This is a genomic window from Treponema sp. TIM-1, assembly GCF_046533115.1.
Taxonomy (GTDB): Bacteria; Spirochaetota; Spirochaetia; order Treponematales; family Breznakiellaceae; genus JAIRMO01.
In genome coordinates this window covers 93,244-109,166 of sequence record NZ_JAJQRC010000004.1, presented here as the reverse complement: position 1 = coordinate 109,166, position 15,923 = coordinate 93,244, and the positions used below count along the sequence as shown (strand labels likewise).

General features: G+C 52.2%; 12 protein-coding genes. 6 read left to right on the top strand and 6 right to left on the bottom strand.

Going from position 1 to position 15,923, the window contains the following annotated elements; translation table 11 throughout:
* Positions 1 to 37: 37 nt before the first annotated feature.
* The 6 genes from LQZ21_RS03730 to LQZ21_RS03705 form a co-directional block, all read right to left on the bottom strand.
* Positions 38 to 748: a hypothetical protein gene (locus tag LQZ21_RS03730; protein ID WP_411042822.1), complete on the bottom strand. Its 711-nt coding sequence runs from the start codon at positions 746 to 748 to the stop codon at positions 38 to 40.
* A 39-nt stretch (positions 749 to 787) separates the two neighbouring features.
* The gene (locus tag LQZ21_RS03725; protein WP_411042821.1) at positions 788 to 2,782 is read right to left on the bottom strand and encodes an ATP-binding protein; all 1,995 of its coding nucleotides are present in this window, start codon (positions 2,780 to 2,782) and stop codon (positions 788 to 790) included.
* A gap of 3 nt (positions 2,783 to 2,785) precedes the next feature.
* Positions 2,786 to 3,262, bottom strand: a complete 477-nt coding sequence (locus LQZ21_RS03720) for a chemotaxis protein CheX (protein ID WP_411042820.1) — start codon at positions 3,260 to 3,262, stop codon at positions 2,786 to 2,788.
* A 101-nt stretch (positions 3,263 to 3,363) separates the two neighbouring features.
* Positions 3,364 to 3,732, bottom strand: a complete 369-nt coding sequence (locus LQZ21_RS03715) for a response regulator (protein ID WP_411042819.1) — start codon at positions 3,730 to 3,732, stop codon at positions 3,364 to 3,366.
* 50 nt (positions 3,733 to 3,782) lie between these two features.
* A complete protein-coding gene (locus tag LQZ21_RS03710; RefSeq protein WP_411042818.1) occupies positions 3,783 to 4,781 on the bottom strand; it encodes a GGDEF domain-containing protein in 999 nt (332 codons plus the stop codon).
* Positions 4,782 to 4,792: 11 nt separating this feature from the next.
* Entirely contained in the window at positions 4,793 to 5,329 is a 537-nt protein-coding gene (locus LQZ21_RS03705; protein ID WP_411042817.1) for a V4R domain-containing protein, read from the bottom strand.
* 155 nt (positions 5,330 to 5,484) lie between these two features.
* Between LQZ21_RS03705 and dnaE the strand changes: the two genes are divergently transcribed.
* From dnaE to clpA, 6 genes are all read left to right on the top strand, one after another.
* Positions 5,485 to 8,997 carry a DNA polymerase III subunit alpha gene (dnaE, locus tag LQZ21_RS03700; RefSeq protein ID WP_411042816.1) on the top strand — a complete coding sequence of 1,171 codons (3,513 nt, stop codon included), beginning with the start codon at positions 5,485 to 5,487 and terminating at the stop codon, positions 8,995 to 8,997.
* Between the two features lie 67 nt (positions 8,998 to 9,064).
* The gene (locus LQZ21_RS03695; RefSeq protein WP_411042815.1) at positions 9,065 to 9,664 is read left to right on the top strand and encodes a YggT family protein; all 600 of its coding nucleotides are present in this window, start codon (positions 9,065 to 9,067) and stop codon (positions 9,662 to 9,664) included.
* A 9-nt stretch (positions 9,665 to 9,673) separates the two neighbouring features.
* The gene (gene recG, locus LQZ21_RS03690; protein ID WP_411042814.1) at positions 9,674 to 11,818 is read left to right on the top strand and encodes an ATP-dependent DNA helicase RecG; all 2,145 of its coding nucleotides are present in this window, start codon (positions 9,674 to 9,676) and stop codon (positions 11,816 to 11,818) included.
* Positions 11,819 to 12,080: 262 nt separating this feature from the next.
* On the top strand, positions 12,081 to 12,800 hold the full coding sequence (locus tag LQZ21_RS03685) for a methionine ABC transporter ATP-binding protein (protein ID WP_411042813.1): 720 nt from the start codon (positions 12,081 to 12,083) through the stop codon (positions 12,798 to 12,800).
* Positions 12,801 to 13,054: 254 nt separating this feature from the next.
* A complete protein-coding gene (locus tag LQZ21_RS03680) occupies positions 13,055 to 13,366 on the top strand; it encodes an ATP-dependent Clp protease adaptor ClpS (RefSeq protein ID WP_411042812.1) in 312 nt (103 codons plus the stop codon).
* A gap of 55 nt (positions 13,367 to 13,421) precedes the next feature.
* Positions 13,422 to 15,914 carry an ATP-dependent Clp protease ATP-binding subunit ClpA gene (gene clpA, locus LQZ21_RS03675; protein WP_411042811.1) on the top strand — a complete coding sequence of 831 codons (2,493 nt, stop codon included), beginning with the start codon at positions 13,422 to 13,424 and terminating at the stop codon, positions 15,912 to 15,914.
* The last annotated feature ends 9 nt before the right edge of the window (positions 15,915 to 15,923 follow it).

The window sequence follows — 15,923 nt, the reverse complement described above, 5'->3', positions numbered from 1 at the left end:
ACTTATTTATAAAATAATCGACTTTACGGATAAATTGCTACGTAAGGAGCCGATTAAGCCGTTTTACCAATGAAAAATATACGGTTAGGGCCAGGAGGGCAAATATAAAAACCACCCCCAGCTGCCATAATACCTGGGTTCTTATCCAGGCGATGATGGTATCCGCTTCCAGATCACAGCCGATGATCCCTACCAGATCCCCCCGGGAATTCAGGATAGGGGCATAAACGGATATGAGGTTACCCCAGGTTTCATTCATATCTATGCCGCCCAACTGGATCTTCTTGGTCCGGAGGGTTACAAAAAAGGCGGAATCATAGGCGCTGATATCTTCCTCCGCACCCAAGGGTGAAAAATTCTCCCCATCATCCGGGGTGGAACTGCCGTCAATGATGTACCGGAATATGGAAGTATTGACCGGCGCCATGGTATATAAATAACGGCAATTAACGGTTTGTTTTATCTCCAGCATTCTGAGCCGGGTTTTTTCATAATAGGGGTCCCCGGGATCCAAGGATCGGCTCAGGGCTTCAAAGGCATCCCCGTCAATGATGGAGGCCACCTTCTCCACCATGGGCAGCCCGATGCGGGAGCACACAAACCGGGTTACCGCGGAAATTTGCAGTACCGAGGTAATAACAAACACCCCAAAAACGGCAATAAAAAAGAAGACGACAAAGAGGGTTATCCTGAATTTAAAGGTCGCGATCTGCTGCCGCCGGCCTTCCACTTCATTGGCTATATCCATAGTATTTCTCCGGTTTTTATAGTAAGCGTTCTAAAGACCTCAAGATGCTTTCTTAATAAAGTTTTTTATTTCCAGGGGGATATAGATGTTAAAGATCGTACCCTTTCCCGGTTCGCTTTGCAGTTTTATGGACCCCCGGAGTTCCCGAATCCGTTCCCGCACCAAACTAAGCCCGATGCCGCGGCCGGCATGAACATCCGCCTCTTCGACAGTGCTAAACCCTGGGGAAAAAATAGCCTTGAGGAGTTGGTTTTTATCCGCCGCATCTTCCGGATGCTTAAAAAGATGTAATCGTTCCGCTTTTTCGCGGATCTTTTCAAAATCCAGCCCTCTACCGTCATCGGAAAGTTTAATATGGATCTGGTTATCCTGGTACTTGATAAAAAGCCGGATAAGCCCCTGGGGGGGTTTACCCAGGGCGTTTCGTTCCTCCGGGCTTTCAAGACCGTGGTATACCGCATTACGAACCAGCTGGGTCAGGACCTCCTTAATAATCCGGCGGGGACCATATTCCAACACTAACCCATCCAGGTCTTCCACCACAAATTGGGCCTTTTTATTCAGCGCCGCCGATGCTTTTTCGCAGGCCTTGGTCAGGGTCTCCACCAGCACATACCGGTCCTGTCTCCGGCTTTCCCCCATATTGACCCTAAAGGACTGGATCTTATCAATAATATCCCGGAATTTATCCTTTTCCTTCATAAGTTTTTCCAGTTCCACGGTGATGTGTAACACCTCATCAAAGGAGATATCCTCCTGGTCCCGGAGTTCCTTGATCTTTGATTCAAGTTCATGGAGTTTACCGCTGAAATTTTCGAGTCCCAGGATAAGGGCGTTGGATTTGATGGCATGGACAGACTGATAAATGTCCACCATGGCCTGCCGGGCGGAAAGGTTTTTGTCTTTAAGGATGTTGTTGATCCGATCAAAATCATACTCCATATCTTCGATAAAATCATTAAAGACCCGGGGTTCCACCTGAATCACCTGAAAGAGGGCCCGCATTTCTTCGTTACGCTTGCTCTCTTCTTCCTCAAGCTGCTTCTGGAGCGATTTTTCGGTGGTGATATCCTCCAGGCTCCCCAGGATAAAAAAGATACCATACCCCCGGTCAACGGCGGCAAAGGTGGTGCGGAGGATTTTTTCTTCCCCGGTTATTTCATTTATATAGAAGAATTCCACAATCGGGTTGATCTCTTCCAGCATTTTCGGGTCAAAGGAACGTTTTATTACCATTTCAAAATAATCTTCCAGGGTATCCCGTTCCTTTGCCTTAAGAGAGGCGGACAGAAGGTCGGTAAACTTTTTCCCCTGAAGCTCGTCCATGCCCAGAATCTCCTCCAGGGCTTTGGAATAGGCGGGCTGGATCGTATAGTCCTTGTCCATGAGGAAAACACCGGCTTTGAGGTTGTCCTTCATCACGCTCACCTCGTCCCGTTCGGACTTCAAAGTGGCGGTCAGCTGCCGCAGCCAACGGTCTTTAAGAATCCGGATCTGTTCATAGGTAATGGTTAAGACCACTACTAGGATATAGACGGCGATGAACCGGAAGGCGATAGGAAGAAAATAATTAAATTCCGCAATTCCGGGGATAATCGTAATGGTCATGAGCCCCACGAAAAGGAGCCCCGAAAGAACGGAACCGATATATAAACCCAGGATAAAAATAACGATGGGGGGATAGGTAAATATCCATAGGCCCGCAAATCCCCGGGCACCGCCGCTTAAAAGCAAGCCCAGACAGAGTATTCCAAAGGGAACGAGGACGATGAGGCCGCATGCGGTAAAGGGGACCTTGGTCCTGAGGAGAAAGAGGATAATAATACAAATGAAGCCGATAAGCAGATCCGCGATGCCCCGGATTGTATTACCCTCAAATACCACGGTAATCCCGAAGGAGATAAGGAAAACCGACCCTATCACCAGGGCAATATTAAAGGTGATGTAGCGGACTATTTCATCCATCACCAATTCGTCCTGGGGATTTTCAAATTTATTGCTGGTAAGAAATTTTAAAACTATAGTACCTATCATGGGTTAGTCACCTTTTAATGATTCAATGGCCACCGAAAGGATAAAGGTTTGGTTCTCAAATATGTTGAAGGGGATGCAAATAATCCGGGTATGACCGCTCGGCCAGGTTATTACATGCTCCTTACCCTGTATAATGGTTGGCAGGGATATGATAAGCCGGAATGATTCCTCCAGCTCCTTTTTTACGTTTCCCGCGATAATATTGACAATTTCTCCAATGGCGTCCACCGTTTCGTCGTCCAATTCGGTATGTTTGGACCCGGTGAGGATATCGGTAATCATAAGGGCAAGGGATGTTTTCATCGAAATAACCACCGCCCCCCGGGCTTCTCCGGTAAGTCCGATTACCGCGGAAATATCCCAGTCAGTAACGTTTTCTTTCTCTGCGAAATAGGGACGATCCGCCGAGGGTTCATCGCCCACAAATTCTTTAAACACGTTTTTACATACCCCGACAAAGGGTTGGATATACTTTTCCATGGTTTCCCCTTAACTATAAATGAACAAGCGGATAGGCTTAATTTGGGGCATAAGCGCCTGCCTCCATGCCGGTTTCAAAAAAAATGAATTCTGGAACCGGATCATATAATTATTTTTGACAATTTTTCCTTGAAATTTTTTTCGTTTACCGGTTTAATGATATAATCGGTGGCTCCGTTTTTTAACGCTTCAATTACATTATACCGGGCGGCTTCGCTGGTCACCATGATCACCGGAAGGTTTTTATACTCCTCTTTGGCCCGGATTGTTTTAAGAAAATCTATCCCCGAAAGCTGCGGCATATTCCAATCCAACAGCACTAGATCTATTTTTTGGCTTGCCAGTAATTGTAAAGCCTCCCGTCCATTGGACGCTTCCACATATTGGCAGGGAATTTTCATAAGAGAAAAGGTATTTTTTACGATGTTTCTCATGATACGGGAATCATCTACCACCAATACTGTCTTCATATATCCTCCCAGTTATTAAGCAAAACATCTCTCCGATTGTTAGCAGCGTGTCAAACATCGGCCATTTCTTTGGAAAAACAGACGACTTTATTTCTTCCCCCTTTTTTTGCCTGATATAAAGCAATATCCGCGTAGTGGATACAGGTTTCAAGATCATTTTTTTCCTCGGGATTGTCACTATCCTGAAAGGTGGCGATCCCAAAACTGGCGGTTATGGTAACAGGACCTGATTTAAGCCGGATCGGGGTTGTGGCAATGGCCTCCCGAACCCGTTCTGCTATGGCGATACTGGTACTCTTATCCACATGGCTAAAATAAAAGATAAATTCCTCCCCCCCATACCGGCCTAAAAAATCATTTTTTCGCAGGAGGGATGAAATAACCCCTACCACATGGCGCAGGACATCATCTCCCGCCTGATGGCCATAGGTATCGTTAAACTTTTTAAAGTGATCGATGTCCATCATCGCGAGACTGCAGGGGGTGTTATGGTTTATGGAGGCGGACAGTTCTATAATGGCCCGATCCATAAAGGAACGGCGGTTCAAGGCCCCGGTTAGGTGATCATGGCTGGCAAGGTATTTAAACTGGGATTCGCTTTCCCGAAGGGCTTCCACCGTGGAATCCCGGCTGGTCACTTCGTTTCGGAGGCCGTCCGCCAGGGCAGTCAGGGCCTCCTCCTTCTGTTTTAATGTCTTGAGGGTGGCGTCAAATTGGCGGACCATGCTGTTAAAGGCGGCGGAGAATTCCCCCAAAAATTGAACCTGTTGGGTAAAATCCCCCTGTTCCACCATCTGAACCTGCCAAATCAGGTGTCTGAGGTGGGCCTGAAGGGTCTTTAAGCAACCGGGAATAATTCCCCGGATTTTAATTGCGGGTGAAAGGTCTCCCATGGAAAAAGAATAAGTAATTTCCCGAATAGCCTTAAGATCATTATGAATATCCTGCAAGAGGGGTAATTCCGCCAAATCTCCCTCCAGGGGTGGAATCACATTATCCTTCAGGAGCTTTTTTATATGCTCCAGAGCAAGATATTCTTTTTCGTCCATGAAATTTTCTTTTAAGAAGCCCTACCCTTTGCTTCAAAGCGGCAGGTTCGGGAGCCGGTACACCAGCAGTCAATCTCCCGGACATCAAAACCTTTTCCGCTAAAGGATTCCAATATCCCTTGAATGAACCCCTCATCGTATACACAGATAACATCGGAAGTATCCGGAAGGCCCGAACAGTCCAAGTCCTCGTCCACGGTAAAAATGAAGTGTCCCTTATCGGGATTAGCGGTTTCTACCCGGAAAATACCGATTCCAAAGTCGTTAAATGATTTTTGGATCAGACTGGCCAGGGAAGACGTATCTTTGGCATCGCTGAGAAATTTATCAAAAAAGGCGCGGCCCGCGATGCTCCCCGCTTCCCGGAAAATATTATCCGCCATTTCCGTACCATAATGCTGTTCCAGTACATCCCGAAGGGTAAACTGAAACAAGCGGTAAGTCTCGATCCTGGTAGAAGGGCCAAGATGGGGACGGGCCACCTGCATATCAGCCCCTACCGTATTCTCCCAAGAAAATTTGTATTTTCTATTGTCATTTTCTGCCATATATTACTCCTTCATATAATATTGTTTATATGATACTATCATATATATGCTTAGGAAGGAAAGCCGTTCGAACCAAGCGGATTCCCTCCCCTTATTTTCGGCATTTTGGAGGGGGTTTTTCTATTATATGAAGAAATATATGGGTAAAGTAGGTTATGATGAGTGATTTTGTTCATCTCCATGTCCATTCGGACTATTCCCTGCTGGACGGCGCCGCCTCGGTGGAAGGCTTGGCGGCTAAGGCCGCCTCCCTGGGAATGAAACACCTGGCGATAACCGACCACGGGAACCTTTTTGGGGTACTGAAATTCAAAAAGGCCTGCGAAAAAAACAATATCCACCCGATTATCGGCAGTGAATTTTATATGGCCCCGGGAAGCCGGACAGAACGGAAGGGCAGCGAGTATAAAAACAAATATTACCACCTGGTCCTCCTTGCCGCCAATGGGGAGGGATACCGGAATTTAATAAAACTCTCCTCCTATTCTTTTACGGAGGGGTTTTATTACAAGCCCCGGATAGATAAGGAACTGTTGGAACGGTATCCTGGGGGGCTTATCGGGCTTTCGGCGTGCCTGGCTGGGGAGATCCCCAGCCTTATCATGGAACGCCGGGTTGACGAAGCGGAAAAACGGGCCCGGTGGTTCCGGGAGATTCTGGGGGAGGACAATTTTTTCCTGGAACTCCAGGATCACCGGCTGCCGGAGCAGAAACAGGTGAATCCGGTGATCGCCGAAATTTCCCGGCGTACCGGCATACCCCTGGTCGCAACCAACGATATCCACTACCTGGAACGGGAAGATGCCCCGGTGCAGGACCTGCTCCTCTGTGTAGCCACCAAGAAAAAACGGAACGAAGAAAAACGGATGCGGTTTGAAACCGATGAGTTTTATTTTAAAACCGGGGAGGAAATGGCAGCCCTTTTCCCGGAATACCCTGAGGCCGTCCGGAACACCCTGGAGATAGCGGAACGGTGTAATGCCGAAATCCCCCAACCGGGCCCGCTTTTGCCGGATTTTGAGATCCCCCCGGGGTATGCCTCCGCCGACGAGTACCTGCGGGCCCTGACCATGAAGGGACTGGAACAGCGGTACCCCGGAGCTTCCCGGGAAATCCGGCAACGGGCGGAGTACGAACTGGATGTGATCATCAAAATGGGCTTTACCGGTTATTTCCTTATTGTCTGGGACTTTATCAACTGGGCCAAAGAACAGGATATCCCCGTGGGACCCGGCCGGGGTTCCGGGGCAGGGTCCATCGTGGCCTATTCCCTCAGAATTACCGATATTGATCCCCTCAAATACAACCTGCTTTTTGAGCGTTTCCTCAACCCCGAACGGATATCCATGCCGGACTTTGACGTGGACTTCTGTTATGAGCGGCGGGGGGAGGTGATTGATTATGTAACCAAAAAATACGGCAGCAACCGGGTGGCCCAGATTATCACCTTTGGGACCCTCAAGGCCCGGGCGGCGATTAAAGATGTGGCCCGGGCCCTGGATATACCCCTGGGGGAATCGGAGCTGATCGCCAATCTTGTCCCCAAGGATCCCAAAATAACCCTGGACAAGGCCTTTGAGGTGGAGCCGAAGCTGCGGGAAAAGGAACAGGACTCCCGCTACCGGGAGCTTTTTGCCATGGCCCGGAGACTGGAGGGGAAAAACCGGAACAGCAGCCTCCACGCTGCGGGGATCGTTATCGGCAAAACGGATCTCACCGACTATGTACCCCTTTACTGGGACCCCAAGACCCAGGGGGTGGCCAGTCAGTTCACCATGGACCAGATCGAAGCCTGCGGCCTCGTGAAAATGGACTTTTTGGGGCTTAAAACCCTCACCCTGATCCGGCATAGCGAGGAGTTGATCCGGCTGCGGGGGGGGGATTATGCCGATTTCCATATCGCCCAAATCCCCGAAGACGATCAAGCCGCCTTTGTCATGCTGGGGGAAGGGAAAAGCGCCGGTGTTTTCCAGTTTGAATCCGCGGGGATGCAAAAGGTGTTAAAAAAGGCCCGGCCCACCAGTATTGAGGATCTTATCGCCTTAAACGCCCTCTACCGGCCGGGCCCCATGGATAATATCGACCAGTTCGTGGATTCCAAATGGGGGCGGCGGACTATTGTGTATCCCGATCCTTCCCTGGAGGGCATCTTAAAAGAAACCTATGGGGTTATCGTTTACCAGGAACAGGTCATGCAGGTGGCCCAAACCATCGCCGGATACAGTCTGGGGCAGGCGGACATCCTCCGCCGGGCCATGGGGAAGAAAAAACTGGAGGAGATGAAGAAGGAAAAGGCCAAATTTATCGCCGGCGCCAAGGCCCGGGGATTTCTTGAAAAGGACGCGGACCGGATCTTCGAGATCCTTATTCCCTTTGCGGGGTACGGGTTTAACAAGAGTCATTCCGCGGCTTACGCCATCCTTGCCTATCAAACCGCCTACCTTAAAGCCAACTTTCCCGCGGAGTTTATGGCGGCGAACTTTTCCAACGAGATCGCCAGCGTCGATAAGCTTCCGGAGTATATCGACGAGGCCCGGCGGATGGGCCTGGTCCTGGATCCCCCGGATATCAACCGGTCGGGACCCTATTTTACTGTGGCCGACGGCCGGATCGTTTACGGCTTTTTGGGGATCAAAGGCCTGGGGGCCGCTTCGGCGGAGGAAATTGTCAACTGCCGTAAGGACGGGCCCTACCGGGACTTTATGGACTTCCTGGACCGGGTGAATATCAAAACCGTGGGTAAAAAGGTGGTGGAACTCCTGATAAAAACCGGGGCCTTTGACGGTTTCGGCTTGTCCCGGGCGGTCCTGGTGGGGAATCTGGAGCAGGCCGTGGATTACGCCCAAAATAGAAAGGAAGATAAAAAATACGGTCAGTCCAGCCTTTTTGAGGACACCGGCGAAAAGGAGTACCCTGATTTTGCCTATAAACCCTTCCCCGAATGGGACCGGATGCAGCAGCTGACGATAGAAAAGGAACTGCTCGGGTTTTATTTCTCCGGCCATCCCCTGGATGATTACCGGGAAGTCTGGCGGCAGGAGGTAACGGTGGATCTGGCCCATCCGGAGAACTCCCCCGACGGGACGTATACCCTCATCGGCATAGTCAAAACCATACGGCCCCAGATGACCAAAAAGGGGGTGGAAATGGGATTCGTTACCCTGATGGATTATAACGGCGAGATTGACCTGGTCTTTTTCCCCAAGGAATGGGCGGCTCATCGGGATAAGATCCATTCCGACGACAAACTCGCCGTCCGGGGACGGATTGACCGATCAGGGGAACAAAAACGGGATCGTCCGGCTTTCCTGGTAAGCAGCCTGCCGGATTTGGAAAAAATGGTAAAAAGCGCCCGGCGGAATGGGGAAAAAAACGAGGTTTCTCAGGCTGAAACGGGTAGTTCCGGGGAGAAAAAGTCCGCGGAAAGCGCCTTTCGGGAGGTCCATATACGGCTTAATCCCCGGGAGGTGGCCGGGGAAGAAACCCTCTACCCCTTGCGGGATTATCTTTTTGAAAACCCCGGCCCCTGTTCGGTGTTTATCCATGTCCCCGCCTCCGGCGGGGAAACGGTGATCCGTACCGCGACCCAGATAAGCGCCGCCGCGGATACGACCCACCTCAACGCCCTGACCCATTGCGCCGGGGTTGTTGAAGTATGGCCGGAATGAACCGCCCCGGAATCGGGTTGGGGCGGCAGGCCGGAATTCGCTAGCATATAGATAGAAGGAGACTGTTATGCAAAATATAGTCCGGATGGGTATGAATATTCTGGGGGGGATAACCGGAGTATACATCCTCCTCATTTTTATCAGGATCCTCCTGACCTGGTTCAGCGGAGCCCGATACGGGAAGCCCTATGATATCCTCTGTGCCGTGACCGATCCTTACCTTAATTGGTTCCGCCGCTTCCCTTTCCTGCAAACCCGGGTTTTCGACCTCTCCCCCATTGCGGCCCTGGCGGTCCTCTCCTTGGTGAACAATATTTTCACCACCCTGGGGCGTTACGGCCGGATCACCCTGGGGTTCATCCTGGCCCTGGCCCTTTCCGCCCTCTGGTCCGCGGCTTCCTTTATCCTGGGTTTTTTTATCCTTATCCTGGTATTACGGCTGGTGGCCTACCTTACCAACCGGAACATATACGGCGTCTTTTGGCGGATCATCGACACTATTTCCCAGCCTGTCCTGTATCGGATAAATCGGATCATCTTTAGAAACCGGCTGGTGAATTACCTTACGGGGCTCCTGGTCTCCCTGGGGGTATTGGTGATCCTCAGAATCGGCCTGGGGCTTGTCCTTAACCAGGTGTTGATCCTGCTGATTTCACTTCCCCTTTGACGGTTTTCCATGTTTCTCCGGGAACTTACCGCGACGATCGATCATGTCCGGGGGGTGGGCCCCAAATCGATCCACACCCTTGCCCGGATAGGGATCACCAGCGTCGCGGACCTCCTCTGCCATTATCCCCGGGATTGGGAGGACCGAAGCCGGGAAATACCCCTTAAGGATTATAAAAATTTCCCCTCGGTTTGCACCGTAGTCCAGGTTTTGGCCCACGACTGGTTTGGGTTCGGCCGGATGAAGACCCTCAAGGTTCATGTGGAGGATCATACCGCCCGGGCGGTTCTGGTTTGTTTTAACCGTCCCTTTCTGGAAAAACAACTTATCATCGGGAACTACTACCGCCTTTGGGGCCGGTTCTACTATAAATACGGGGATATCCAATCCACGGCCTTTGAGATAGAGGCCCTGGATCAGGGCGCCTCCCCGGGGGCTGAAAACGGACCCGGCCGCTTTCAAAGCCGTAACTTTGGCCGTATCCTCCCCATTTATCCCCTTAGCGCCGGACTCAACCAGGGTATGCTCCGGCGCCTCGTCCGGCAGGCCCTGGACCAGTATGCGGCGCCCCTGGAAGACGAACTACCGCCGGGGATTATCCTGCGGGACGGCCTGGCGGCTAAGGCTCAGGCCGTCAGGGCCATCCATTTTCCCGCTTCCCAAAAGGAGCTGGACCTGGCCCGGAAAACCCTGATCTACGAGGAATTTTTCTACCTGGAAGTACTGGTGGGCAAGCGGGCATTGGAACGGTGTAGTACCGGTGGGAGCGTGAGACGGGAGGGTCTGGGACCAGGGAATAAGGGGGAGTTTTCTCCCCTCCAGCGGCAGCTTTTGGAAAGACTGCCCTTTTCCCTTACTCCCGGACAAACTGAGGCGATCGCCGAAATCAACCGGGATATGACCGGGCCCTTTCCCATGGCCCGGCTCCTCCAGGGGGACGTGGGGTCCGGAAAAACCCTGGTATCCTTCCTCGCCGCCCTGGGGGCGGTGGAAGCCGGGGGACAGGCCGCCCTTTTGGCCCCCACGGAGCTTTTGGCCCGGCAGCACGCGGAAAATGCCGGAGCCCTCCTGGAGCCCCTGGGGGTCAGACCCGCCTTCCTCACGGGAAACCTCAAGGCAGCGGGCCGTTCCTCCCTGCTCAAGGCCCTGGCAGCCGGGGAAATAGATCTGGTTATCGGTACCCATGCCCTTTTTTCACGGGACGTGATCTATAAAAACCTCCGGCTGGTCACGGTGGACGAGCAGCACCGCTTTGGGGTGATCCAGCGATCCCTGATCATGGCCAAGGGACAATCCTCCCTATCGTCTCCGGGAACTCCGGACCTCCTCATGATGAGCGCCACCCCCATCCCCCGGACCCTGGCGCTAACGGTTTTTGGAGACCTGGAGGTATCGATCATCCGGGACCTGCCTCCGGGGCGGAAACCGGTAAAGACCCACCTGGCCCGGGAATCCAACGAGGACAAGGTCTATGATTTCGTACGGCAGGAACTGGCCGCAGGTCGTCAGGCTTATTTTGTGTATCCCCTGATCGAGGTCAACGGAACCAAGGACCTTAAAGACGCGGTATCCATGGCGGAACGGCTGGGTAAAGAGATTTTTCCCCAATACCCCACAGCCCTCATACATTCCCGGGTTGATGAGGAGGAAAAACGGCGGATCATGGATGAGTTCCGCCGGGGGAGCATACGGATCCTGACGGCTACCAGTGTGGTGGAGGTTGGGGTGGATGTCCCCAACGCTACCTGTATGGTCATAGAACATGCCGAACGTTTCGGCCTTTCCGCCCTCCATCAGCTCCGGGGCCGGGTCGGCCGGGGGCCGGATCAGGCCTACTGCTTTCTGGTCTACTCCGAGGAACTCACCGAGGACGGCAAGACCCGGCTCAAGGTAATGCTGGAAAATTCCGACGGTTTTATCATCGCCGAAGAGGATCTGAAGCTCCGGGGGCCGGGGCAGATCGCGGGGATCGAACAGTCGGGTTACCTCTCCCTGGGGATAGCCGATCCCCTCAGGGACGCCGCGGAATTGGAGCGGGCCCGGAACGACGCCTTTGCCATGCTGGAAGAGGACCCCGGCCTCCTCCTCCCGGAACACCTTCGGGTTGCCCAGGTCCTCAGCCGGGCGCCCCCCTTCTCCACGGTGGTACTGTAGGATCGGGAGGTTAAAATCGGTAACCTCCCCGGTTTTGCCGGGATATTTGATTTAGCCTAATCAGGGTACTGGGTACTTGCCGGAATTTACGGTTTATAGTATTATACAGGTATTCCGATAGAATTTATATGTTTTATTCGGTAGACCGGTTTCGGAGTTTCGGTTTTTGGGGGCCGGTCCGGTTTGAGACAGCCTCTGCTAATTGAAAGAAAAGTTCATTTTACGGTAAGGTTTGATGGAGAGGATGATGAAGGAGCGATTCATGATTACCCTTAAGGGAGTATCAAAACGTTATGCCGCCGTATCCGCAGTGGACAGGGTGAATCTTACGATCCCCGGAGGGGGCTTATACGGGATTATCGGAAAAAGCGGGGCGGGAAAATCCACCCTGCTGCGGATCATGAGCCTTCTGGAACCTCCCGATGAGGGGGAGGTTTATTATGGGGATGAACGGGTGGATATACTGACGGGTAAGGATCTGCTGTTAAGGCGGCGGAAAATGGGTATGATCTTTCAGAATTTCAACCTCCTTTCTTCCCGGAATGTGACCGGCAATATCAGTTATCCCCTGGAGATCTCCGGGTTCCACAAAAAACAGATCGAAAAACGGGTGGATGAGCTTTTGGAAATGGTAGCTATTACGGATAAACGCAAGGCTCGGCTCCGGGAACTTTCGGGAGGGCAAAAGCAGCGGGTCGCCATTGCCCGGGCCCTGGCGGTGAATCCCGAGGTCCTCTTTTGCGACGAGGCCACAAGCTCCCTGGATCCCCAGACCACCCGGTCGATCCTCACCCTTATTCGGGAACTCCATGATCGGCTGCGGCTTACCGTGGTACTGATCACCCATCAGATGGAGGTAATCCGGGAGATTTGCGAAGAGGTGGCGGTGCTGGATGAGGGCCGTATTGTGGAGCAGGGGCCGGTAGAGACCCTGTTTACCACGCCAAAAACCGAAGCTGCCCGGGAATTGGTTTACGCCTAGGGGCTGCCCGGAAACAAAATTTCACCGCCCCGGATAACGAAAAACATCCACTAAGGAATTGAGAACCCTTCAAGCGCTGTTTGGTGCCCGATCCGGCCGCCCACCCGGGTGAACGATACTTTATTCCATCAGGTTTTGTCAATGCTCATCGATGCCCTCCATGGCATGGGGTTACCGCCCCGATCCCCGGAATTACGCCCCTGACCTTGTTTAAAGACCAATTTTTATTTATCTTAAAGTAAAAGGGTGGATTTATGCCGGTATTTCTGGAAAATGGGACGGAATTACGTACCAAAAAAGAAGAAAAAGTAAAGGAACCTGAAGAATTCCGGGTGATCCTGCTGAATGATCATTATACGACCATGGATTTTGTGGTGGATATCCTGATTCTTATCTTCCATAAAAACGAAATCGATGCGAATCAGATTATGATGGACGTACACCGGAAAGGCCGGGGTATTGTGGGGGTATATTCCTGGGATATTGCTACAACCAAAACGGAACAGGTCCATATCATGGCCCGGGAACACGATTTTCCCCTGAGGTGTATTATTGAAAAAGTATGAGGGGATAATTGAGGTCTTTTAAAAAAGGTGCTATATTAAAAAGAGGAGCAATGGAATGAAAATCAGCCGCCATGTGCAGGCTATCATAAATGCCGCATATAATGAGGCCCGGGTACGGAATCATGAGTACCTGACCCCGGAACATATCCTGTATGCGGCCCTGGCCTTTGACGAGGTTCAGGGGATCCTTTCCGCCTGCGGTGCCAACCTGGAACAGCTTAAACTCGGTATGGAAAACTACTTTGAACAAAAGGTACCGGTTATGAGCAATACCGAACCCACCCATACGGTGGGCTTTCAAAGTGTTCTGGAGCGGGCGGTATTGCAGAGCCAATCGTCTCAAAAGGATACCCTGGATGTGGCGGATATCCTGGTATCCCTTTACGATGAAGAGCGGAATTACTGTGCCTATTATCTCCGTAAGGTTGGGATAAAACGGCTGGAGCTTTTAGAAATTCTTTCCCATGGTTTTGAGGGGGAGGATGAGCAGACCTTTGGATTCCGTAAAATGGATAATCATATCCTCAGCGGTATGGACGATTCCAAAGAAGAGAGTGCGGAAGAGGAAACCCAGAAAACCAAAACCACAAAAAAAAGCGCCCTGGATCGGTATGCGACGGAGCTGACCGCTTTGGCCCGGGAGGGCCGGCTGGAACCGGTTATCGGCCGGGAAGCGGAATTGGATCGGACGATCCAGGTGCTCTGCCGGCGGCTCAAAAATAATCCCGTGCATGTGGGGGATTCGGGGGTGGGAAAAACCGCCATCACCGAAGGGCTGGCCCAGCGGATTGTGGCGGGAACGGTTCCCCCTACATTGAAGGATTTTTCCATCTTTTCCCTGGACATGGGAGCCTTGGTGGCGGGGACCAAATACCGGGGGGATTTTGAGGAACGGGTCAAGCGGGTTGTTGAGGAAATGCTTAAAAAAGAACGGGCCATCCTCTTTATTGACGAGATCCATACCCTTGTAGGGGCCGGTTCCGTATCCGGGGGCGCCCTGGATGCGTCGAATCTCCTGAAACCGGCCCTGACCTCAGGAAAGATCCGGTGTATCGGCTCGACCACCCATGAGGAATACGGCAAATTCTTTGATAAGGACCGGGCCCTTTCCCGGCGTTTCCAGAAAATCGATATTCCGGAGCCTTCCGAAGAGGACGCCATGGCGATCCTCCGGGGACTCAAGTCTAAATACGAGGATTACCACCATGTCCATTACAGCGACGAAGCGGTGGAGGGGGCGGTTCGTTTATCCGCCCAGTATATCACCGAGCGGCGGCTCCCGGATAAAGCCATAGACGTGATCGACGAAGCCGGAGCCTTTGCCCGAATAGTGGCTTTTAAAGAAGCGGGAAGTCAATCTAAAACTCCCCCCGGCGGGGAGGGAGACGATCTCCAAACCGAAGGAGTCGTTGTTTCAGAAAATACCGGAAAAAGGGATTTTCTCTTTGACGTTAGGGAGAAAATAACTTCCCGGAAACATTCTTCCCTGTCTGAAACATCCCAGCTGCCGGGTCATACGGAAATTCCTGCCACCCTGCAGGAAGGAACCGTAGAAATTATCGAGATAGGGCTTCCCCTGATCGAATCGGTGGTTTCCCGGATAGCCCGGATACCGGAACGGTCCGTGGCGGGGAGCGAGCGGGATAAACTCAAGGCGCTGGAAGAAAAGCTTCAGGAGCGGATATTCGGCCAGGATGCGGCGGTAAGGGCGGTGGTAAAGTCGGTTAAGCAGTCCCGGGCGGGATTCCGGGCCGAAAACAAGCCGGTGGCGAATTTTCTCTTTGTGGGCCCCACCGGAGTGGGTAAAACCGAATTGGCCCGGAGCCTCGCGGATATCCTGGGGATATCCATGCACCGTTTTGACATGAGCGAATACCAGGAAAAGCATACCGTATCCCGGCTTATCGGTTCGCCGCCGGGCTATGTGGGATACGAAGACGGGGGGCTCCTCACCGATGCGGTGCGGAAGCAGCCCCACAGTGTGGTTCTGCTGGATGAAATTGAAAAGGCCCATCCGGACATTTACAACATCCTCCTGCAGATCATGGATTACGCCACCTTGACCGACAATAACGGCAGAAAGGCGGATTTTCGGAACGTGGTCCTGATTATGACCAGTAATGCCGGGGCTCGGGATATTGGAAAAAGCCTTATCGGTTTTGGGGAACGGCTTATCGACGAAACCGCTGTGGACGGAGCGGTGGAGCGGATCTTTACTCCGGAATTCCGTAACCGTCTGGATGGGGTGGTACGGTTCAACCACCTTTCCCGGGAAGTGATGGTGTCTATCGTCAAAAAGGAACTGGACCTGTTTAAGGTGCAGTTGGCGGATAAAAAGGTAAAGCTGGAAGTGACCGAAACCTGTATTGATCATTTGGCGGAGGAAGGGTACAGCCGGGAGTTCGGCGCCCGGAATGTGGGCCGCCTTATTGAAGACAAGATCAAGGGCTTTTTTGTGGATGAGGTCCTCTTTGGTTCTTTAAGTTCCGGCGGTTCCGCCCGGGCCGACTGGCAGGAGGGGGAATACCGGATCGAGGCGCTTTCTTAGGGGAAACCC